The sequence below is a fragment of the Pantoea sp. nfd-35 genome, from assembly GCF_056892255.1.
In genome coordinates, this window is the sequence record NZ_CP122403.1 from 3,849,968 (window position 1) to 3,872,981 (window position 23,014).

General features: G+C 47.9%; 19 protein-coding genes and 1 pseudogene. 11 read left to right on the top strand and 9 right to left on the bottom strand.

Translation table 11 applies throughout. The features are described 5' to 3' along the window. Window positions 1-30: 30 nt before the first annotated feature. The 3 genes from rbsK to P9J57_RS17895 form a co-directional block, all read right to left on the bottom strand. Complete coding sequence (gene rbsK / locus P9J57_RS17885; protein WP_029570955.1) at window positions 31-1,227, bottom strand: ribokinase; 1,197 nt, start codon at window positions 1,225-1,227, stop codon at window positions 31-33. 299 nt (window positions 1,228-1,526) lie between these two features. Next, on the bottom strand, window positions 1,527-1,742 hold the full coding sequence (locus tag P9J57_RS17890; protein WP_014606679.1) for a hypothetical protein: 216 nt from the start codon (window positions 1,740-1,742) through the stop codon (window positions 1,527-1,529). After that, window positions 1,739-2,272 carry a DUF2778 domain-containing protein gene (locus tag P9J57_RS17895; RefSeq protein ID WP_022622305.1) on the bottom strand — a complete coding sequence of 178 codons (534 nt, stop codon included), beginning with the start codon at window positions 2,270-2,272 and terminating at the stop codon, window positions 1,739-1,741. The genes P9J57_RS17890 and P9J57_RS17895 overlap by 4 nt, the downstream gene beginning before the upstream one ends. 708 nt (window positions 2,273-2,980) lie before the next feature. Here P9J57_RS17895 and P9J57_RS17900 point away from each other — a divergent pair. Further along, window positions 2,981-4,267 carry an MFS transporter gene (locus P9J57_RS17900; RefSeq protein ID WP_483279321.1) on the top strand — a complete coding sequence of 429 codons (1,287 nt, stop codon included), beginning with the start codon at window positions 2,981-2,983 and terminating at the stop codon, window positions 4,265-4,267. A gap of 269 nt (window positions 4,268-4,536) precedes the next feature. On the opposite strand, the gene P9J57_RS17905 is transcribed toward P9J57_RS17900, so the two are convergent. Beyond that, the gene (locus P9J57_RS17905; protein ID WP_031283447.1) at window positions 4,537-5,973 is read right to left on the bottom strand and encodes an aminotransferase-like domain-containing protein; all 1,437 of its coding nucleotides are present in this window, start codon (window positions 5,971-5,973) and stop codon (window positions 4,537-4,539) included. Window positions 5,974-6,159: 186 nt separating this feature from the next. Here P9J57_RS17905 and P9J57_RS17910 point away from each other — a divergent pair, with 186 nt between their 5' ends. The 8 genes from P9J57_RS17910 to P9J57_RS17945 all read left to right on the top strand — a co-directional run bounded on the left by P9J57_RS17910 (window position 6,160) and on the right by P9J57_RS17945 (window position 15,496). Beyond that, window positions 6,160-7,164 carry an SGNH/GDSL hydrolase family protein gene (locus P9J57_RS17910; protein ID WP_210476160.1) on the top strand — a complete coding sequence of 335 codons (1,005 nt, stop codon included), beginning with the start codon at window positions 6,160-6,162 and terminating at the stop codon, window positions 7,162-7,164. Between the two features lie 125 nt (window positions 7,165-7,289). Continuing rightward, entirely contained in the window at window positions 7,290-9,428 is a 2,139-nt protein-coding gene (locus P9J57_RS17915; protein ID WP_105078973.1) for an iron-containing redox enzyme family protein, read from the top strand. Window positions 9,429-9,447: 19 nt separating this feature from the next. Then, entirely contained in the window at window positions 9,448-11,280 is a 1,833-nt protein-coding gene (locus P9J57_RS17920) for a carbamoyltransferase family protein (protein ID WP_105078972.1), read from the top strand. Window positions 11,281-11,292: 12 nt separating this feature from the next. Beyond that, the gene (locus P9J57_RS17925; protein WP_186004771.1) at window positions 11,293-11,445 is read left to right on the top strand and encodes a hypothetical protein; all 153 of its coding nucleotides are present in this window, start codon (window positions 11,293-11,295) and stop codon (window positions 11,443-11,445) included. Between the two features lie 4 nt (window positions 11,446-11,449). Further along, a complete protein-coding gene (locus P9J57_RS17930; protein WP_022622313.1) occupies window positions 11,450-12,772 on the top strand; it encodes an aspartate aminotransferase family protein in 1,323 nt (440 codons plus the stop codon). 32 nt (window positions 12,773-12,804) lie between these two features. Then, complete coding sequence (locus tag P9J57_RS17935; RefSeq protein ID WP_022622314.1) at window positions 12,805-13,407, top strand: formyltransferase family protein; 603 nt, start codon at window positions 12,805-12,807, stop codon at window positions 13,405-13,407. Between the two features lie 38 nt (window positions 13,408-13,445). Continuing rightward, the gene (locus P9J57_RS17940; RefSeq protein WP_022622315.1) at window positions 13,446-14,072 is read left to right on the top strand and encodes a LysE family translocator; all 627 of its coding nucleotides are present in this window, start codon (window positions 13,446-13,448) and stop codon (window positions 14,070-14,072) included. 632 nt (window positions 14,073-14,704) lie between these two features. Continuing rightward, complete coding sequence (locus P9J57_RS17945) at window positions 14,705-15,496, top strand: hypothetical protein (RefSeq protein WP_105078971.1); 792 nt, start codon at window positions 14,705-14,707, stop codon at window positions 15,494-15,496. A gap of 156 nt (window positions 15,497-15,652) precedes the next feature. Here P9J57_RS17945 and P9J57_RS17950 read toward each other — a convergent pair whose 3' ends face one another. After that, window positions 15,653-16,519: a LysR family transcriptional regulator gene (locus tag P9J57_RS17950; protein WP_105078970.1), complete on the bottom strand. Its 867-nt coding sequence runs from the start codon at window positions 16,517-16,519 to the stop codon at window positions 15,653-15,655. Between the two features lie 337 nt (window positions 16,520-16,856). On the opposite strand from P9J57_RS17950, the gene P9J57_RS17955 reads away from it, so the two are divergent. Beyond that, window positions 16,857-18,113 (top strand): MFS transporter, encoded by a 1,257-nt coding sequence (locus P9J57_RS17955; protein ID WP_105078969.1) that lies wholly within the window; start codon window positions 16,857-16,859, stop codon window positions 18,111-18,113. Between the two features lie 68 nt (window positions 18,114-18,181). Here the strand turns inward: P9J57_RS17955 and P9J57_RS17960 are convergent, their stop codons facing one another. Further along, complete coding sequence (locus P9J57_RS17960) at window positions 18,182-18,565, bottom strand: hypothetical protein (protein WP_022622319.1); 384 nt, start codon at window positions 18,563-18,565, stop codon at window positions 18,182-18,184. Window positions 18,566-18,587: 22 nt separating this feature from the next. Continuing rightward, entirely contained in the window at window positions 18,588-19,040 is a 453-nt protein-coding gene (locus P9J57_RS17965) for a hypothetical protein (protein WP_105078968.1), read from the bottom strand. Between the two features lie 352 nt (window positions 19,041-19,392). Between P9J57_RS17965 and P9J57_RS17970 the strand changes: the two are divergent. Further along, window positions 19,393-19,524 (top strand): annotated as a pseudogene (locus P9J57_RS17970) (transposase); the annotation flags it as partial. Between the two features lie 555 nt (window positions 19,525-20,079). On the opposite strand, the gene pntB reads toward P9J57_RS17970, so the two are convergent. Together pntB and pntA are read right to left on the bottom strand one after the other, a co-directional pair. Beyond that, on the bottom strand, window positions 20,080-21,468 hold the full coding sequence (gene pntB, locus P9J57_RS17975) for a Re/Si-specific NAD(P)(+) transhydrogenase subunit beta (RefSeq protein WP_089517633.1): 1,389 nt from the start codon (window positions 21,466-21,468) through the stop codon (window positions 20,080-20,082). Between the two features lie 9 nt (window positions 21,469-21,477). Further along, window positions 21,478-23,004: a Re/Si-specific NAD(P)(+) transhydrogenase subunit alpha gene (gene pntA, locus P9J57_RS17980; protein WP_105078967.1), complete on the bottom strand. Its 1,527-nt coding sequence runs from the start codon at window positions 23,002-23,004 to the stop codon at window positions 21,478-21,480. Window positions 23,005-23,014 lie beyond the last annotated feature (10 nt).

Sequence of the window (23,014 nt, forward strand, 5' to 3'; positions counted from 1 at the left end):
GCCAGCGCGCGGCTGTTGCGTTACGTCGGATTATCGTTGGTTAAGTCGGGTGATGACCTGATGCCGCTTGGGCATATTGCTTGCGCCTTCCCGCTCTACGGCCAGGGACGCAAAGGCCGATGCCCATGTGGCGGCCTGCAGTAACGGCTGCCCCTGCGCCAGCGCGGCGGCCAGCGCGCCGTTAAAGGCATCGCCCGCGCCGGTGGTGTCCACACTGAGCGCAGGAAAGGCGGGAATGACGTGACAATGCGGCGCGTCGAACAGCAGCGCGCCGCGCGCGCCCATGGTGATGATCACTCGCTGCGCCCCCTGCGCCACAATCGCCTGCGCCGCCTTACGCGCACTCGCCATGTCACAGATTTCAATGCCCGAGAGCCGCGAGGCCTCGGTTTCGTTGGGCGTCAGCACATCGATCATCGGCAGAACGTTCACGACCTCAGACGAGAACGGCGCCGGGTTCATGATGATGCGGACGCCCAGTGCGTGTGCCAGCCGGATAGCGCTGCGCGTGGCCTCGACGTTGTTTTCCAGCTGCAGTAACAACACATCCGCATCGGTGAGTTCATGGGTCAGCTCGGCAATTTCGGCATCCGTCAGGGTTTTATTGGCACCGGGGTAGATGGCAATCATGTTCTCGCCGTTTTCCTGCGAGACATAAATGATGGCGCTGCCTGTGGGTTCGGTATCCGTCTGGTATAAACGGAAAGAGTGAATGTCCGATGACGAAAGGTGATCAAACGCAAACTGGCTGAACCGATCGGTTCCGACCTTGGCAACAAAATGGACGCGCGCTCCGGCCCGGCTGGCGGCCATGGCCTGATTGGCCCCCTTGCCGCCGGGCCCGAGTGTGCTGCCGTGCGCCATCAGCGATTCACCACTTTGCGGAAAACGCGCCACCCTGGCGACGATATCAACATTGAATGCGCCAAGGATGCAGACTTTTCCCTGCCTGCTGGTGGTCTTTACGGTGGTTTTACGCGCCTGCAACCGCTTGAGTAAAACATCAAAATGGCCACTTTCGCTGATGAGCTTTTCCTGCAGATTACGGCGTTGCACTATGGCACCGCCGTAGCAGCGCTGAACCAGCCCCTGCTCTGCCAGCGCACGCAGATCGGTGCGAATCGTCTCCCGAGTAACACGCAACTGGCTCGCCAGCCCGTTAACGGTGACGCGTTCATGTTCGTCCAGCCATTGCAAAATTTGATTGCGTCGTTCTTCCAGAAACATCATCCCCCCTCCTGCCTGGCCGTTAAGCGTAAGGGAGCGCACGCAGCGTGAAAGTGATGCAGATCTCAGCACCTGGGGAAAAACGGAAGTAAACGGAAGTGAAGGGTTGTGTCGCTAAAGCGTTATCAAAGCGGGCATTGTGATGGCTGAAAAGCAGAAAATGTGAGTCGTGAAGGGCGCGAAACAAAGGGTCTGTGGACGGTAAACGCGCGTTGAATGCGGATGATCACCTTCAGGAAAGGCGTGGCTTATCGCGCTGAGCATCTGTCGTGCGTCCCCGCCAGGCACCTGAGCGCGGGCTAACGTTTTCGCTTTCTATATCCCCACGAGGCCAGGACAGCCAGCACGAGAGACAGTACGAACTTCACCACGATGAACGTAAACGAATAGCTGTTCATCGCCTCTTCGCCATCGCCTTCGATAGTGATATGGCTCATGAATAACGTGTTGATCCAGCTATCCGGGATCAGCACAAAAGCCGCCAGCAACACAATAATAAATATCGCAATTTTCATCTCACACCACACCGACTAAAATCTGGAATGCCGCGCACATCAAGGCGGCCATAAGCCATCAGGTCTTTCCCGCCGGGCACTTTTATCTTAGGTATCCGCAGCAAAGCATTTCTGAGGGTTTGAAAATCCGATGAACTGTACAGCGTTACGCAGCCCCACGAAACCCCGGTGCCGTCGCTGTTCAAGGGGTGAAGACGAAAGCTGCCCCGACGTGTGCCATTGACGTAAGCATGATCACTCATGGTTTCTGCGTTATATAAACCAAACCATTCGGAATGATGATTTCTGTACAAATGATACGCATCAATCACTTCTGCACGCAGTTGATTTAGCACGCTTCCTTTCGGGCGGTCGACTATCCAGTATGTGCCCGGCGGGATCGCGGCCTTCTCTCTATCTGAACAGTCAGGATTGTTGAGATAACGGTCAATTCCTGACAAAACATCAAATGAGCCGATGCCGTAACAGTCAAGCTTAACCCTTTTTCCGTCTGGCGAGAGACGAGCATAGTCCATCGTACAGATTTGCATCTCACATCCTTTGCGGGTGGCACAGGGTGAAAATAATACTGAATCCCTGTTCAACATCAAACGACGACCTTTTAAGATTCCTCTTATAAAGTTGCAACGTCTTACTTCACTCTCGTATTTCCATGAACGATTAACATCGCCATCATTTCTTTTTTTTTAGCAGGAATAAACGCTCCGCACCGGCAGCGTAAACGAACAAAAGAGAAAAGCGTCTGAGTAAAAAATATTTATAAAAGCGCGATCTTATTTACGTTAAAAACGACGGGCTGCCTTATTGACCATCAGGCATCCAACCCGCTGTGGTGATTAACATCACGTCTGAATCAGTCGAAATAAAAATCGCACCTCGCCTCTCAACCTGCAAGGGACATGCCCTTATGCACGCCAGCAAGTGGCTTCAGGCATAAAGATTTGGCTGCAACGTCTTAGTGTTAACCTGATTCCAGGCCATCTTGCCGCTATTTAATCTTTTTACCTGTGTGGGTTACGTTGATCACATTATTTACCAAAAGTGATTTTCACGGCATTAAACAATGCGCCTCATCACACCACGCAATTCCGTGTTTATTGCAAAATCGCTTACCTAATAATAACAAGGTGCAATCACGAGATTTACTAACACTCAATTAATTAACCTGCCTCTAATTTAAAAATCATGTCACCTGTTTAGCAAAGTCATAAGGAAAAGGTAACAATGAGGGAGCAATCATGAAAACAATCAAACATTACCGATGGCACATGATATTACTGGTGTGCTTTATTACGATTATTAATTACCTCGATCGCACTGCGTTGGGCGTTGCCGCCCCGACAATTATGAAGGAGCTGGATATTACCAAGGAGCAATATTCCTGGGTCGTCAGCGCCTTTCAGCTGGCTTATACCATCGGCCAGCCCGTGATGGGTTATTTCATTGATACCATTGGCCTGAAGCTGGGCTTTTTTATCTGCGCCATCGTCTGGGGGCTGGCCACCTTAGCGCACTCACTGACGGGTTCCTGGCAGGGCCTGGCGTTTATGCGCGCCATCATGGGCTTTAGTGAAGCCTCGGCGATTCCGGCCGGGGTGAAAACCGCTGCCACCTGGTTTCCGGCGAAGGAGCGCGGCATTGCCACTGGCGTCTTTAATATGGGCACCTCTTTTGGTGCCATGCTGGCACCGCCGCTGATCGCCTGGTGCATACTGTTTCACAGCTGGCAGTTTGCATTTCTGGTTGCCGGTGGACTGGCTATTGTGGCGGCCTTTATCTGGCTCATCTTTTATAAAGATCCCAAAGAGGCCAAACGGCTGTCGGCGGACGAGCGCGCCTATATTGAGGGCGGTCAGGAAAAACACCTTCATACCGAGCAGAAAGAGAAGACCTCTAAATTAGCCATCCTCAAACAGCGTAATTTCTGGGGCATTGGCCTCTCACGTTTTCTGGCCGATCCGGCCTGGGGCACCATCAATTTCTGGGTGCCGATCTTCTTTGTGGAAACCCTGCACTTCAGCCTGAAAGAGATTGCGATGTTTGTCTGGCTGCCGTTCCTGATGGCCGATCTGGGCTGCTTGGCCAGCGGCTTTGTGGCGAAGTTCCTGAACGATCGCGGCATCGGCCTGATCAATTCGCGCCGTATTACCTTTACGCTCGGGGCGGTGCTGATGACCACCATCGGCCTGGTCAGCATTGTTCAAAACCCCTATGTCGCCGTGTTGCTGATCAGCATTGGTGGCTTCTCGCACCAGTTGCTTTCTACCGTAGCTGCCACGCTGGGCGCAGACCTGTTCAGGAAGGATGAGGTCGCGACTGCCGTCGGCATGGCTGGCGCCTGTGCCTGGTCCGGTCAGTTGATCTTTAACCTGTTTATCGGCGCGTTTGTCAGCATCATCGGCTTTGGTCCGTTCTTTGTTGCGCTGGCGGTGTTTGACCTTATCGGTGCGGCGGCACTGTGGATATTGATTCGGGAGCGGAAGGAGGCCGATGATGCGGTTGTAAATCAATATAAACATAATTGATTTATAGCCAATCAATTAAGAAGCACGCTTCTGACGTGCTTATATTACATAGCTCTTCACATGAGCATTCCAGAAAAACATACTATTGAATTCAGAATGAAAATTTTTCCGTAAGATGGCGAAAGAGCTCGTATAAATAACGTTCCTGCCCTTACTAATCATTTTCACAGCAATATAAAAGCGAAATTAATCGCTCCATACATACATTAAAATAATACGGATAAAAATTCGGGGCGGAATCATGATCCATCATGAATTATATAATATACTTATAAACCAAAAGTAGAGGCTTTGACTCCAGTAAGACATTGCTTAACCGACTGCGCCAGCGATTCTATCATACCATCAGCATCGTAGAGATGCAGTGAGGAATAACTGAGTCTAAGTGATGAAGTAAAGCGCTTTTGTGGCGAAAACAATGTCCCCGGTGATATTTTAATTTTCTTTAATTCAAGTTGATTGCAAAGCTCATTAACGCGTAATTCAGTTGGTAAGTTTATCCATAGATGATAGCCACCTTTTGGCAAAATAAATTGTGTATCTGCAGGGAAATGTGCTGAAACTTTTTCTTGAGCAACAGTTAAGTGCTGTCGATACAGACGGCGCATTTTACGGATATGCTTAACGTAATTACCCTGCTCGATAAAATCCACAATTGCCATTTGGGGCGTGATAGCCGTCCCACCCGATGTCATCAATTTTAAATTGAGTAATTTATTTTTATGACGAGTGGCAAATACCCATCCAGTTTTCATATCCGGCGTTAGCGTTTTTGAGAAAGAACTACATAATATAACTCGGTCTTCGCTATCCCATGACTTAATAGGTTTTGGCCGGGGTAATAAATAGCTAAGCTCACTATAAATATCGTCCTCAATTAACGTTATATCATGTTTATTTGCTATATTAAGCAATTGACGTTTACGCACATCCGACATGGTGTATCCCTGCGGATTATTGCAATTTGGAGAAAGATAAACCGCCTTAATTGGCAATGTTTCCAGCGCAACAGCAAGTGCCTCAAGGCTTAACCCATGAACGGGATCTGCTGGAATTTCAACCGGCGTAACACCAGCAATTTTAAGCAACTCAAGAATACCAAAGTAGCATGGCGACTCAACTGCAACGAGGTCTCCTGGTTCACAACTGGTCTTTAGAGCAATAAACAGAGCCTCTTTGCATCCATTAGTTACTATCACATCCTCTGCTGTCGCCTTACAGCCAGCATCAAGCATCAAACGTGAAATATGTTCGCGTAAGGACAGTAAGCCCGCAGGATCACGTCGGCTCAACGAAGAATGAGCATAATTTTTTGCCTGCCGATGCATAGCGGTAAAAAGCGGAGCCATTGAAGGAGCATTCATACAGGGGTAACCCGTTCCCAGCAATAAGCCGGGATGCTCCATATAATACTCAAATGCCACGCTCTCTTGCGATTCTTCATCTCTGGTTGATAAGCAATCAATATCGCTGGCCGACAGAGACAAGGGCAGTTTAGGTATCGACTTAACGTAATAGCCAGACTGGGGTTTAGATTCGATTAGACCATCGTTTTCAAGCTGTCGATAAGCTTGCTGGGCCGTGGTTAGGCTTACGCCATGGTCGCTACTCAAAGCTCGTACCGAAGGCAAGCGCATACCGCTCGAAAAAACGCCTTTTTCGATCCGTTCACGTAGATGCTCTGCCACGATCATATAAAGTTTCATGATGAATCAGTTGAACCTGAATGTCGGTGTCTTTGACGTCACTGTACTTAAAAAAAGTACAGTTTAACACCTGTTCTACGATTTAAAATGTTAATTTTCGCAACAATGCCATGAAAAAAATTTATATTTGTATCTTATGTCTTTCAGGCTGCCATGGTTAACTAATTCACGGTCATCAAACAGTGAGTGAGTGAAACAACAATCATGGATCGTCAAAGCCTTATTCCCTACATGAGAGAATATGAAGAGAAATTTACTGATAGTGGGTTGGTAAGATGGCTGCCTTACTTGATGTATTTTCATCCAACCTCACATGTTTCTCCCGTAGTAAACACCGACAGTTTTGGCTTCAGATACACAGAAAAAGATAAAAGAAATTTTTCTGTTGCAGAACACAATAGCGCGCCGGGATATAAACTTTTGGCTGGAAGCTCGACAGTATTTGGTATAGGTGCCAGTCAGGATCGTTGGACACTCTCATCCTGTATGAGTGAACGTGACCCAGATGGCGCGCGCTGGATCAACTTTGGAGGTCGCAGCTTCAATTCCACTCAGGAACTACAGTTGCTGACGCTCTATCACCAGCATTTGCCGAAGATTGATGAAATAGTTCTGTTTTCAGGTTTTAACAATCTGGGGCTTGCCCGTCAACCTGCTGCTATGCGTGGTGACAATGGGGCATTTTTTAACTGCCATACATTTTTTGAAGCACTCGAGAGTAAGAATAGTCGGGGATTACGCTGGCCTTTTCAGAATAAACCGCAAACAGTGAGTGAATCCGTGCCAGGCATGGAACAACAAATTGCTTTTGCCAGCGAGCTTACGCTGAACCACCTTACCGTCTGGCAGGCTATGGCTAATATGCTAGGTGCAAAAATAACATACATTCTTCAGCCACTTTCCGGCTGGGTCAGAGATAAAGGCTCAGTGGAGGAGGAAATCATTTTTGCTGAACTAGATGAAATAGGCGGCTTCTCTCAGCAATATGGTGACATTCTTAAATATGAAGTTTGCGAGGAATATGCACGCCAATTACAAAAAGGCGCGGATAAATTGGACATTCCTTTTATTAATAGCTCACCATTAATTCGTAACGCGATCAAAGAAGATGAATGGATGTTTGTAGATCGTATTCATTTTACAGATTATGGTCACGATAAAGTGTCACAAATTATCCTTGATTCAATTTAAAAAGGAAAAAAGATGCGTTTTTTTAAAAGAATACTTTCTGTTTTTACGTTTAAAAAGAAGAAAAAAAAGAAAAAGAACGACTCATCGATTTATCCCATGTTTTAATAGTTTTAAGGAAAAACGACGTGTGGCGTAAAACCTTCAAAGACGCACAAGATCCAGAAATTTGGATTAGTGACGATGTATTGACTGATGCTATCAGGATAAGTAGCCATTTAGAGACTCCTGGCATTGAGTCACTAAGAGGCCAAATTGACCTCTGGTGTCGAGAAGCTAAAGATGTTTGGCAAAACTTCTTTTCACAAGCAGAAGCACGTTCACATCTCTTCCTATTTCAGGAAAAGATTGCCGCCCAGTTGCTCCCCATGATATCCGTTCAGGGAGCGTGCTTTCAAGGACTCTCCGCTCCGGGTGTCTTTGAAGACAGTCATCAACTCGCGTTAATGGCAATCCTTTCTGAGGATATCGGTGGTGGCGCAATTCATGCTACACGATTCGATGCGTTTCGAGCCTGGCTGGTAAGAAAAGAGCACCATAATCTAACCATTAGCTATGATGATATTGCAGAAACAGAATTAACTTCAGATAACACTTTTCAGTTGCCAGCTTTATTACTGTCAATGAGTCGTCGAAGTGATCGCTTTAGTGACGAACTTATTGGGGTTGACTGGGTTTTCCGTCAGGTTGATATTCTTCCTCCTCTCTTCGGATTAGGCCTTGAGCAGGACGTACTTAAAAGGCTTGCACTTAATCCCATATTTGTCTTGGGCGAGAAGAACGTTGAGCCTCTTACACTAACAAACGCCATCTTATTGGATTTTGAAAAGCATGCTCCAGAACGCTTATTACGTGTACAGCGTGGAGCAATTTGGGCGCTCGAAAACCTGCGTATTTGGGATCAATTCTTACGTAAAGAAGCTGAAAACTGCCTTGACCCTGCCCTTGCGGCAGCTGGCGTCATAAAGCGCCTGGCTCGTGCAGGCGCTGTTTATCACCAGCACTTCAGGTTGAAAGGGAAATCGCTCTCAGAGTGGCTTAAGGATGCCAGAATCGATCCTTACCCTCTTATGATAGCAATCGGAGAGAGCAAACTTGTGACGCCGGGCAAACCCGATAGCAGCCCGTTAGTAACCAGTCTAATTTCATTAAAAGGGCGAATGTTCCGCATTTTTAGTGATGACGATGTCGCCGTACTTAAGCGTTGGATCGCCGATTTGCCGTCATCATACACAGCACCTTGCCACTCGGCACTGGCTGTTTCACAAGTAGAAAGCACCCCACTTAATCAACCAAAGCCCCAGAAAACACACTATCCCTTCTCGTTACGTCATGCCTATTTTTTGTTACAAGGGCGAGCACTAAATGGAGAAACGCGACAGTTTGCTGATGATTACATCCAGTTTTGGCTAAAAAATTCAGAGCGTTCGCTGCGTACTAGCCAACGCCGTTTACCAACAAAATGGCACAACGGAGACCTGAAAAAATGGCTCATGGCAGAACACGATGCGCATGGAGAAGCATTCAGCAAAAGTGACCCAAAAGCGTTGCCAGAACGCGAGGAAGTGATTCATTCGACATTACAACTGGCTCCATTAACACTGATTGATGGCAGTTGGTTACAGGGTTTTACAGATATTCGTCTTGCAAGCTCAACCGTAGGATATTCTCTTTTTAGAACTTACTGGGATGAGTTGGGAAATGGTATCTGGGAATTAAATCATCCCAAAATTTATCGTGATGTATTAAAGCAAATGGATATTTACCTTCCACCAACCGGTAGCTGGTCATTTGCGTTTGATGACAGGCTGGAAGAATCCTCTTTCGAATTGCCGGTCTACTGGTTGTCAATTGGCAAATTCCCAGTGCGCTATCAGGCGGAAATTCTAGGCATGAATCTGGCTATGGAGCTCTCTGGTGTAGGTGGGGGCTATCTTTCTGCGCGGCGTTTTTTGAAGCACTACGGCTTTAGCACTGCTTTTGTCGATTTACACAATACGATTGATAACGTACAGACGGGTCATTCCGCATGGGCGGCAGAAGCGATTGAAGCCATGCTGCGCCGTACGCCAGAACATCAGCAAGAGGCTGTATGGCAGCGTGTGTGCATTGGATACGAGTCGCTTGCACCTCGCAGCACTCCGCTAAAACGCCTATTGAAACATGATCGCTTTTCATTCCCACGTAATAAAAGCATTAATCAGGATGCCCGTCATCACGCATATATTAGTCAGCCTGTTGCTGACCATTCTCTCTTGACAGTCTAATTTAAACAGGAAGGTATCAATGGCAAGTTATGTGCTCGGTCTGTCAGCCTATTATCATGACAGTGCTGCAACATTAATTAAAGACGGAGTAGTGGTTGCGGCAGCTCAAGAAGAACGTTTTAGTCGAATTCGTCATGATCCTGCCTTTCCTGAAAAAGCTATTCGTTATTGCCTTGATCAACAAGGTATTCAACTAAACGACCTTGAAGCAGTTGTTTATTATGAAGATCCAAAAATAAAGTTTTCACGTGTAATGTCCTCTTTTTCCAGTGGCGGATTAAAAAGTAGTCGAGTATTTCTGCGTACTCTGCCTGAGTGGCTGGACTGGAAAATGAACATTTTACTGCATATTGATGAAGCCTTACAGTCGTTAGGCTTAGGTATTGCACCAAAATCAACGCATTCGCAGCATCACCGTGCCCATGCTGCATCAGCATTTTTCCCTTCTCCTTTTGAAAGTGCAGCCGTAATTTGTATTGATGGTATAGGTGAATGGCAATCCACTACCATCTGGCATGGTAAAGGCAATAAACTTAAATTAGTCAACTCGATATCCTATCCCCATTCGCTTGGATTATTATATTCTGCCTTTACATATTACTGTGGTTTCAAAGTTGATTCGGGTGAATATAAATTAATGGGACTAGCACCCTACGGCAATCCCATTTATGCCGACCTCATTCGTCAACATCTTGTCAATATTAGACAGGACGGTTCCTATACTCTAAATATGGATTATTTCGAGTATTTATATGGCGAAAAAATGGTAGGAAAAGCATTTGAAAATTTGTTTAAGGGTAAAATACGCCAACCTGAAAGTCCGCTAACTCAGCGAGAGTGTGATTTAGCAGCATCCGTACAACAGGTCACCGAAGAAATCGTTTTAGGCCTCGCACGCTATGCAGCATCAGTGACTGGTGAGAGAAACCTCTGTATGGCTGGAGGAGTAGCACTTAATTGCGTCGCGAATGGCGTGTTAAGTCAATCGAAAATCTTTGACCGTTTATGGATTCAACCGGCAGCGGGTGATGCCGGATGTTCGCTTGGCGCGGCGTTGGATCATGCCGTAAAAAAATATGGCAGACCGCATTTGCACACAAATGCTGCAGACGCCATGCAGGGTAGCCTGCTCGGGCCAGAATGGAGTAATGATTACATTGCTAAATTCCTGGATAAAAATGGTTATAAGGCATATTACGAAGCTGATGATTGTCTCTATAATCGTGTCGCTCAGCACTTAAATAATGGTGCTGTAGTGGGCTGGTTCCAGGGACGTATGGAGTTCGGGCCAAGAGCTCTAGGTGCACGTTCAATTATTGGCGATCCGCGCAATATTGAAATGCAGCGAACCATGAATCTCAAAATAAAATATCGTGAATCTTTCCGTCCTTTTGCACCTGCAGTGCTTGAAGAAGATGCCACGCATTATTTCAATCTACGTGAATATAATCCTTACATGCTGATTGTATCAGATGTGAAAGAGAATATTAAAAATCCGCTATTAAATGGAAAAAAGCAAAATCTGGGCAGTATTAATGAAGTTCGATCTCAGCTTCCTGCTATCACCCATGTTGATTATTCAGCTCGTGTCCAGACTGTCTCAGAAAAAAGTAATGTACCGTTCACACGTTTATTACGTAGTTTCAAAAAGCTGACGGGCTGCTCAGTGCTTGTAAATACCTCTTTCAATGTACGCGGAGAGCCCATTGTTTGTAAACCAGAAGAAGCTTATGCCTGCTTTATGAGAACAGAAATGGATGTTCTGGTCCTTGGCAATTACGTGTTGTTACGAAATGAGCAACCTGTATTTAGTGAAGAAACTGACTGGCGCGAAGCTATTCCGCTCGATTAATGGATAGGATTAATGATGAAAAAAACTCTTGCTGTAGTGCTCTTTATTTTTGCGCTGTTCCCACTTTATCTGATTCGTCGTTTTTTGAATATTTCGCGTTTCAGTAAGCGCTTCCATCAAGGTGCTTCTGGCTGGGATCACACAACTACCTTCACTGGAGAGTAATGTCGTGTCATCCGTGATTTATAAAAATTTAAATCAGCATCCCATTAGCGTCGTTGGTGGGCAAGGCGTTTGGCTGCGTGACAAACAAGGCAAGCGCTGGCTGGATACCTGCGGTGGTGTTGCGGTGTCATCACTGGGTCACTGTCATCCACGTATCGTTGCAGCAATGCAACGTGAAGCCACAGCCTTAAGTTGGGCCCATGCCGGAAGTTTCACCACTGAGGCAGCAGAAACGCTAGCCGACTGGTTAGTGACGCGCTCTGGCGGTATGGCGAAAGCACAGTTCTTGTCTGGTGGTTCAGAAGCTATGGAACTTGCAATTAAAGTGGCATGGCAATACCAACACGAACGCGGCAAACCCAAGAAAAAACATATTATCGCCCGGCGGCAAAACTATCACGGGAGCACCTTTAATACTCTTGCCATCTCCGGAAATCGGCAACGCAGGGGTATTTATGAACCTCTACTTCCTGAAGTCTCATTTGTCTCTCCATGCTATGCCTTTCGTGACCAGCGGGGTGAGGAAACTGACGAAGCTTATACTGACCGACTGGCACAGGAGTTGGAACAGCAAATCTTATCTATTGGGAGCGACAACGTATGCGCCTTCATCGCTGAAACTGTGGTCGGCTCTACAGCGGGAGCGGTACCACCTGTCGAAGGTTATTTCCGAAAGATACAGCAGGTTTGTCTGAGACATGATGTGCTGCTGATTTTGGATGAAGTGATGGCAGGAATGGGACGAACTGGTGCTTACTTCGCCTATCAGGATGATGGCATCGTGCCAGATATGGTAGCAGTAGGAAAAGGACTGGCTGCCGGTTATCAACCCATATCAGCATTGCTGATTAAAGCGCATATTCATCAAGCTATCGCCAGCGGCACCGGGGTTTTAGCAAACGGTCAGACGCATGTTAACCATCCTTTTGCCTGTGCAATTGCGCTGGAAGTACAGCGAACAATTGAAGAGGAACAGCTACTTAAGCGCGTTAGTCGGTCTGGAGAATTTTTCCGTGCAATGTTGAAAGAATGCCTCCAGGGACTTGATTACATCGGTGATATTCGTGGACGAGGTTTGTTTTGCGGCATTGAATTTGTCACTGACCGCTACAGCATGAATCCTTTAACACCACCTCAACAATTCGCGTCACGTTTAAAAACGTCAGGATTAGAACAAGGTCTTCTGCTTTATCCTGGCACCGGAACAGTTGACGGAATTAATGGGCAGCACATGTTATTCGCACCACCTTTTATTGCCAGTGATGACGAACTAGCACTAATGGTAGAACGGTTTACCACCGTGCTTTCAAAATTATATCTGAAGTAAAAAGACGAAATTTAACAGGAAGAGGATTAATAATGTCTGAAGATTTACGTTGTAAAGATAAAGTATTACTTTCAGTCTGTACTATGGACTGGTGCGACCTTGGCGTTGAGTTTGCGAAAACAATTTTTTCAGACGTTGAAGTATTCTGCTGGGATCCGGGTGATGCGTGGCCAGAGCATTTAGAAAACTGGGAAGGTGATTGGATTATTTCTTACCGTGGCGATTTTATTTTCCCAGAGCGTATTTATAAGAAAGCACGTAAAGGGGCAATTAATCTTCATCCGGCTCCTCCTCGCTACAGGGGCTTGGGTAGCCAGCATTATGCAATCTATTATGGCGATGAGACATATGGTTCAACCTGCCACCACATGGCTCCTTCTGTGGACAGTGGCCAAATTATTGATGTTGCCAATTTTACTGTTGCACCGGGAGCAACTGCCTCTTCTCTTCGCATGCATGTCGGAATTTCTTGTCTTCAACAATTCGCGCGTTTGATGAGCGATTATATTGTGCAGGGTAAACCTCTACCGATTTCAGAATATCGGTGGGGAGACCGACTTTACAAGCAGTCGGAACTTAAAGACTGGATGTTAAACGTGCGGGAAAACGAACCGGATCACCGCTGTTTCAAGTGATATGTTTATAACATCGTGCCATATAGTCAGGTGAACGTATGTGGGATATGACTTCATTCTTCGCAGCACTGCTGGTTTACAGCATCGGTACAGCTTCCCCTGGACCGGGAAATTTGTCTATCGCTAATGCGGCGATGAACTATGGCCGCAAAGCTGGTTTAGTGCTGGCGACAGGTGTAATTTCAGGGTCCATTTGTTGGGGCATGCTAACAGCTCTGGGTGTATCAGCTATTTTGATCTCATCACAGAGTTTTATGATTTGGCTGAAGTTGCTGGGAGCTGCTTACTTGCTTTGGCTGGCTTTTAAAGCCGTGCGAAGCGCGCTGCGTCCTGGCAATATTTCTGCACGCGCAGCGCATCAGCATAAGCATTTGCGTGGCTATTATCTGCAGGGATTGGGGCTGCATTTAAGTAATCCTAAAGCCGCACTAACCTGGTTTACCGTCACCAGCGTAGGACTGTCAGGAAGCGCTACGCAATGGGAGAGCTGCTTCTTGGTAGCAACTTGTGCTCTGTTGGGGGTAATAATATTTTGTCTTTATGCACTAATCTTCGCCTCACGCACAGCAGAGAAGTATCTTAATCGCGCAAAGCGCAGTTTCGATCTTGTCTGTGCGGGGTTCTATGCATTAGTGGCAATTGGTTTTTTAGTTTCACTGACGTAAAAGAAGCCCCCTGCCAGGGGGCTTCAAATTTTTACCAGTATAATAAAAGCGCAATATAAATCATTCTTATATTAGGGCAAAAAAATCTCAATTAAATTAATATGGCAAGGGAAGCTTCAAGAGCATTTAAATCCCCTTCACTAAACCACATAGGTTACATCAACATCATTCAGTACATTCGTGTTTATTATCTTATCCATTTGCCTTCCTAATCTCTTTGTTTGATGATTTTAACTTACCACATCACGTAATTCTAATAAAATCTCATCCTAACTTTTACGATTGCGCAATCTATGTCTTTTTCGGTTAGCTTCTCAATTAATATTTATAGTTAACTATTTGAATCTTTGGGCATTATAAAAATCTTTTTCAAAAAACCGGATTCCAGCACATGACAAGCTCTTTAAAAGTATTAACTCGGTAACCACTTCTTTGCTAACTGTAACTGGTTGGATATCTTTCTACCAACAGGTTTTTAATAAACTGAGCCTCTCCTTTACGGCGCAGATGATATTTCCACTTATACTATCAGTTAAGTATTTTTGTTTTTAAAATTATGAGATATGATTATCACCCTTAACTATCGAAAGGTTATAGCAAGCCTGAACCCTGTTACTTACATCGAGAAACGAATGAAAAATACAGAAGCCTTGGAGATCTATAAGTATATAGCTTGCTTTGTTGCTTTAATTTTGTCAACGATTAGAGTAGGTGGAATACATTTTATCTTCCTATTTTTTATTAAAATGCTGCGCCTTGATTTTATTGAAAGAAAAATAAGAACAGTAAGTAATGAGTTCTATGACATCAAGCTATTTAAATTTTTGACAGGAATCAGAGCAAGAAGTATTAAAGATGTTATATTTATACAAGAATGCATTAACTCCGGAAAGATACTTGCAATCAACTTTTTATTTTCAGGCTTTTTTGGCTATGCTGGAAGCAAACGCTCAAATAAATTTGAACTTATTTTTCTGCTACTCATTTCAATATCAAGCTTGTTGCTGGCCATAGTTACAACTCAACAAGCCAACGTTTACATGAAGGACTATGCCATTTACATTTTTGATGACGGAACAAAATATTACATTAATAGCGAGAGAATATTAAAATCAAAGAACGGCAGCGAGTTAAATTGCCGAAAAACAACCAATCTTAATCCAGTTGAGAAAAAACATGCAGACGATCTTTGCCCATACTTAGATAATAAAAAACCAATAATGAGAAGAGCAGTATTAGATGGCATCGAAAAAAACAATAGCGGCAGGGCTACTTTCATTACTCTTTCCTTGGTGTTTTTTGCAATATCCTTGATAATCCCAATAGGATTTGTCAACTTTAACTTTTCATCAGCACAACTCCGAAAACTTAAACTTGCTCACATTATAAAGTCGCGCCAATGCCGTAAAAAACCGTCTACGTAAATCGTAAAATATAGCATTGAATACTTATTCTAAAATTATTTACGGGGAGATTTAATATCTTCCCCATTATCTATTTCGAATAAATATTGCCTAATATTGCCAATGGAGTGGATTATTTTTTACTTACCACATCAAATACAGCTATGAATCTTAACCTCAGTTCATTGCAAAGCTTTGCTCCAGCGCCATGATGACCGCCCTGATGCGCGCGACCTTTTGCAAATCCGGATGGAGCACCAGCCAGATATCAACCGGGTCGCGTTTGTCGGGAAAGAGCGGGATTAATTGCGGATCGCGCTCAGCCAAAAACGTCGAAAGCAAACCAATACCAATCCCGCGTTTAATGGCGGCTTCCATCAGCAGTTGCGTATTGCATTCCAGCACTACCTGTTGGCTGTTTACGGCAAATCCACACAGGTTTTGTCGATGACGCGGCACAAGCTCTGCTGGAAACATCACCAGTTGATGGCCGGTTAATCCGCTATCCTCTTTCGGTTCACCGAGCCTGTCGAAATAACGCTGGCTGGCGTAAAGCCCCATTTCAATGGTCGCCAGGCGTTTGACGATCAACTCCTCAGAATCTGGCCGAGCCCCACGAATGGCGATATCTGCGCTGCGGTAGGAGATATCGGCGAATTCCAGTCCGGTCAGCAAGGTTACGGTAATATCCGGATAGTGTTCACGCAGGCGTTCAATGGCAGGCATGACAAACGCCGAGGCGAGCGTGTCGGTGGTGGCAATGCGCACGTTACCTGCAGGGAGGTTATCGCCGCAGGCCGCTTTGCGACGCATTACCTGCATGGCGCTTTCCATGGCACTGGCTTCTGCCATCACCTGTTCGCCACACTCACTTAGCGTAAAGGCACGGGGCGTGCGGATAAACAACCGGGAACCGAGCGCGCTTTCAAACGCAGCGATACGACGTCCTACCGTCGCCTGATCAACATTTAACGATTTCGAAGCCCCGCGCAACGTTTTATGCCTTGCCAGTGCAAGGAAAAAACGGACATCATCCCAGTTCATCTCATCCTCTTTTCCTTCACACGAACGCTTTCTTACTGCGGCAAGTGTCAACGTTACCAAATTGAATATCAATCATTCAACGGCACAATGGCCTGCCTGCGCAGTGAGGATGGCTGACCAGTCGCCGCCGTCAGGCAGCACATGCGTAACAGGCGGATTTGCTCTGCAACTTATGCATACTTCGTCCAGCGCAACAAGCTGCATTAGTGAAGCCCTGTGATGCAGTAATGTCGATGTACCTGTACTCTGCCAGACCCTATGATGCCCGCATCTCATTACGATTAAACAGCCTTATGGCGCAGGCCTGCTCGTGAAGCACGTGCTCAGGATAATAACCATGTCAGAAATTAACCTTACGGCAGAAAGCGTAAATCAGGCTACGGCAAAGACGCGCGTCTTATGCTTTATTGCACTGGCGCTGGTCGCCGCCTTATTAAACAGCAGTGCGCCAACGCCGCTTTATCCTCTCTATCAACAGCAGTTGGGCTTAACCGCCGTCAGCCTGACGGTTATCTATGGCGCCTATGCGGCAGGCGTTTTGATTGCGTTATTTAGCGTGGGAAATCTTGCCGGGAAGGTCGCCGATCTGCGCAGCCTGATGATGCCTGCACTGCTGGCTGTCTTTGCCGGTGCCCTGCTGTTTTCACTCGCCGATTCATTTGCCTGTCTGTTTATGGCACGCCTGCTGGCGGGTGTGGGAACGGGGGCATTAACCGGCGCAGCGAATATCGCCCTGGTGCGGTTTGGTCCCAAAGATGGCGGTAAAGTGGCGGCCCTGCTCGCTACGCTCTCTTTCACCACCGGTCTGGCGCTGGGCCCGGTTTTCAGTGGCGTGGCGATTCAGACAGGTTTCCACAGTCAGACGTTACCGTTTCTGCTGATCATGCTGACGGCCGCAATCGCCCTTATCGGGTTACGTTTCAGTTGGCCAGTTGGTCGTCACGACCAACCCTCGGTCGCCACCTCTTCACCTGCCAGCTCAGTGGAGGCGACACTGAAAGCCGGACTGAAAGCGACAGGCGTGCGGTTTTTCCTCTTTGCCGGCGCGCTGTTTATGAGCTGGGCGTTTGCCGCCAGTATCTTGTCGATTGGTCCGGCGGTGTCGGAGCATCTGCTTGGCATTCATAGCCAGGGCATTTATGGCTATGTGATTGCGGTTTATTTAGTGGTGGCTGGTATCAGTCAGATTCTGAGCCGCCGGATTCGCGCCCGCACTTCTCTTGCTGCTGGCTGCCTTACGCAGGCTATTTCCATCGTGCTTTTTACCTGGGCAATTGGCCACCACTCTCTGGTCTGGGCATGTACAGGATTGATCGTCGCCGGCTATTCCTATGGCGCGATCTTTGTAGGAAGTGCAACCCTGGTGAATATGATCTCCCCTGCCGCCAGTCACGCAAAACTGATTTCATTGTTTTATGTGATTGCCTATATCGCTAACTGGGTGCCCGTGCTGTTAGGCGCGGTGGTGGATCATGCCAGCCTGAACCTGGCCGTTAATTTGCTGTTCGGCGTTGGTGCGGTTGTCTGTTTGCTACTGAGTATCGCGGTGTTTGGGATAAAGATGGAAAAAGCACGACGAAACGACGTGACGTGATGAGGTTTACTGACTGGTTCTGACCGCGCTTAGGAAACACTTATCCATGCCCAGTGTGACACATGGCTTCAGATGTCACGATTGTCATCTCGCGAATTTTTGCTGCGTAGCTTCACCAGAACCTGGTGAAGCTGTCCAACAGACAGATCTTTAACAACAGAATGCGGTTTCCCCCGCAGCCATTCAAAAAAGTAGCCAATGCCCAATAAATCGAGTCCTTCACTGCTGAACAGATATTCGTTCTCTTTCAAATCAAACAGTGTACGAAAATCGTCATCTTCGGTATCGAAGCTGACGGCAAAAAACGTTTCGGCTGCCGCTAAAAAATCGACGCCATCCATACCGGCAAGATGAAGGTCTCGTTCCAACAATGTCTTTTCATTGACGACTTTAGACTTCCATCCCGCATAGTCACGAACAAATGCGATAACTTCCCCCAGTTCAGGACTCATTTCAGCACCGGCCTCCAAAGGTTTATATACGCCAGATTGTCATTTTTTTTACCTCTGCCTCGGGATTAGCTGCCCGAACGGCTGAAAGAAAACCGGCAAAATCCTGATTAAATAGCGAGTAGTTATTCAGAATACTGACTGTTTTTTCTGTCCGCGAGGCCCCCATGAGGTAACGAACCTGCCAGACGCAGCGATTGCCGATCTTCGTTCCGGTCGATCTGACCTGAATGATTTGGCCCAGCGCGATTTTATTAAGCATGTCTTCCTTACGCTTTTGGTAGAGAAAATCTGCGTCGTAGTAGTAATCCTCCGTGTTCATCCCAAGACGGTTAAGCAGCGGTGTATCAATAGAAATTTTCTTCAACTCGCCCTTAGCAGCAAAGAAATCGTCTCGTTTGAACATCGGCAGAAAAAAATACTTTATCAGCAAAATGATAGGCGCCAGCGGTAAGACAAGTGATAGAAAAGTATGCATCTGGTTTTCTGTGCCTTAGCAGTTTGAATAGTGGCTCACGCTGCACGTTAGGGTGATGATTAGGGTTTCTGAGCCACTTAAAGCCTGATTATTTCGCTAAATGGAAAATCGACGAAATTGCCCGGCCCTTCGCGAAATCCATGAAAAGGTATAACGGCCTCACACGTTCACGCCCTTACTTCATGGCAGTGCTATTTCACGCGCCAGCGCCGTTTTTTTGACTTGAACGTAGCTTTTTGTTCGCGGGCACGTGCTTTGAGGATAGCGCTCAAATGACCTCCCCCCTGAAAAAAGTACCAGAATAAACTGAAGTCTCCGGTCTTTCTTCCATCTCAAAAAGGGGCACATCGCCATGAAAAAGACCCGTTATACCGAAGAACAGATTGCCTTTGCCCTAAAGCAGGCCGAACCGGCTAAGTCCGTGCCGGATGTCTGCCGCAGGCTGGGTATTTTCGATTCTACCTTTTACGCCTGGCGTAAGAAATTACGGTTGAGTCCTTCGACGGCAGTTTGCGGCAGGAATGACTGAACGAGTACGGGTTCATGTCTCTGAAGGATGCGCGGAGCAAAATCAAGGCCTGGCGCGTACACGATCATCCGCGTCCCCCATTCTGCACTGAGCTGGATGACGCCTTCCGAATTTGCTGAAAAATCTGCCGGTTGTCAGAATATGCAGCCAGAACGAAGCCGGTTATTCCTGATCATGAATAGATCACATACCGAGAGCAGGTCACTAAAACAATTCACGCGCTATTTTTTATTAGGCTTAATTTAATCTCGGCGCTCTCAGCTCATAATCTGAAAAGCAGAAGCCCACCCTATCCGTTATTATATTGAACGGCTGCCACATTGACGTTTATTACTGCGCGATGAGATTCTTATTTTTACGATTTTTTACGAGGCGTCAGATCACTGTCTGCGCCGGACGTACAGTGTTGAGACTCAATGTCATCCCCTGATTCTGATTCGAACAAAATTCAGGAGGCGATGGACTTTTCCATCACCCTCTGCAATGCATCCAGTACGGCTAATCAATTAATTAGAGCTGAGCAAGTATCGCCTCTACGCTCGCTTTTGCATCACCAAACAGCATGGCGGTGTTTTCTTTGAAGAACAGCGGGTTCTGTACCCCTGCGTAACCCGTATTCATCGAACGTTTGAACACCACCACCTGCTGTGCTTTCCATACCTCCAGTACCGGCATACCCGCGATGGGGCTGCCGGGATCTTCCTGCGCCGCCGGGTTGACGGTGTCGTTGGCGCCGATGACAAGCACCACGTCGGTATCACTGAAGTCGTCATTAATCTCTTCCATCTCCAGCACGATATCGTAGGAGACTTTTGCTTCCGCCAGCAGCACGTTCATATGTCCCGGTAAACGCCCGGCTACTGGATGGATACCGAATCGTACCTGTACGCCTAGCGCAATCAGCCGGCTGGTCAATTCCTGTACCGGATACTGCGCCTGGGCTACCGCCAGGCCGTAGCCGGGAGTAATAATGACTGAACGGGCGTATTTCAGCGCTTCCGCTACCTCCGCAGCGCTGCATTCGCGATGTTCGCCCTGCGGGGCGCTGGCGTCAGATGCCGTACCCTCGCTGCCAAAGCCGCCGGCGATGACGCTGATAAACGCGCGATTCATGGCCTTACACATAATATAAGAAAGGATGGCCCCGGAAGAGCCAACCAGCGCGCCGGTCACGATTAGCAGGTCGTTACTGAGCATAAAACCTGCCGCCGCCGCTGCCCAGCCGGAATAGGAGTTGAGCATTGAGACCACCACCGGCATATCTGCACCGCCGATTGAAGCAACAAGATGCCAGCCAAACGCCAGCGCAATTAGCGTCATCACACTTAATGCCAGACTCTGCCACAACAGGCTATCGCTGCGCACGAATACCATCATTAAGGCCAATGAAGCCAGCAGAGCCGCAAGGTTCATAACGTGGCGGCCAGGCAACATCAGCGGTTTTGATGCGAAAATTCCGCGTAGCTTACCGAACGCCACCACTGAACCGGTAAAGGTGATGGCTCCGATGAAGATCCCCAGAAAGACCTCTACAAGGTGGATAGCCGTCATGGCCGTATCGTCGAGCGGCGCGTGGCCAAGGTAGCTATTGATCCCAACCAGTACCGCAGCCAGGCCGACAAAGCTGTGCAGAATCGCCACCAGCTCCGGCATTTCGGTCATTTCAACCCGCTGCGCGAGAAAGATACCGATGCCGCCGCCAGCCATCATCGCGACCAGTATCCATGCAAGATTGGCCGCCTGGGGGCCGAGGATGGTCGCCGCCAGCGCAATCGTCATCCCGGCGATGCCGAAAACGATCCCTGCTCGCGACGTTTCGTGCTTCGATAAGCCAGCCAGGCTAAAAATAAACAACAGCGCGGCAATAATGTAAGCCGCAGTAACAAGACCTTCAGACATAACGACTCCTTAGTTTCTGCGGAACATTTTCAGCATGCGGCGGGTGACGTAAAAACCGCCGAAAATATTAATACTGGCGATAAAAACGGCGACGATCGCCAGGGCAAAGATCCAGCCTCCCTGGCTGATTTGCAGGACCGCACCGACAATGATGATCCCTGAAACCGCATTGGTGACCGACATCAACGGCGTGTGCAGGGCGTGATTGACGTTCCACACCACGTAATAGCCCACCACGCAGGAGAGAGCGAAGACGGTAAAATGGGCAAGAAAGTCCGCCGGTGCGCAATGCGCAAGCCAGCCAAAGAGCACAATAACCAGCGCCAGAAAAAGGTATGGACGCCACGGTGAAGCGGGCGCGCTTTTCACCTGCTCGGTTGGTACGGGCTTAGGCTGCTGCGGCTGGGCCGAAACCTGAATCGGCGGCGCGGGCCAGGTGATTTCACCCTCGCGAACCACGGTAACGCCACGGATAACGACATCATCAAAATCGATGACGATATTGCCGTCTTTTTCTTTACACAAAAGCTTCAGCAGATTGACCAGATTGGTGCCGTAAAGCTGGGATGACTGGGCCGCCAGCCGGGCTGGCAGGTCGGTATAGCCGATGATCTTTACGCCATCATCGCTGGTGATGCATTTGCCCTGTACCGTCAGCTCACAGTTGCCGCCGGTCTGGGCCGCCAGGTCGACGATAACGCTGCCGGGTTTCATGCTGGCGACCATCTCGCGGGTAATGAGCCGCGGCGCAGGCTTCCCGGGAATGAGCGCGGTAGTGATAATAATATCGACTTCTCTGGCCTGAGCGGCGAACAGCGCCATTTCCGCCTCAATAAACTCGGCAGACATCTGGCGGGCATAGCCATCTCCGCTGCCGCTCTGTTCATCAACATTGAGTTCCAGAAACTCCGCGCCCATGCTTTGGATCTGCTCTTTGACTTCCGGGCGGGTGTCGAAGGCGCGCACGATGGCGCCGAGGCTGCTGGCAGCGCCAATTGCCGCCAGCCCGGCAACACCTGCGCCAATCACCAGCACTTTCGCCGGGGGAACTTTACCGGCCGCGGTGATCTGTCCGGTAAAGAAACGACCAAAATGGTGGGCGGCTTCCACCACCGCCCTGTATCCGGCGATATTAGCCATTGAGCTTAAGGCGTCCAGCGACTGGGCGCGAGAAATGCGCGGCACAGCATCCATTGCCATGACCGTCACGCCGCGGGCGGCGAGTTTCGTCATTAGCTCGGGGTTCTGTGCAGGCCAGATGAAGCTGATTAACGTGCTGCCCGGCTGCAAAAGAGGAATTTCATCCTCAAGAGGCGCATTCACTTTCAGGATAACATCGCTCTGCCAGACCTCATCCTGCGAACAAAGCGTTGCACCTGCGGTCTGCCATGCATCATCAGTAATATTTGCCGCTGCACCCGCGCCGTGGGCGATGGAGACCGTAAAGCCCAGCTTCAGCAGCTGTTCAACGGTAGCGGGCGTGGCGGCGACCCGCGTCTCACCCGCCAGCTGTTCCTGGGGAATCGAAATGTTCATATAAGGGTTC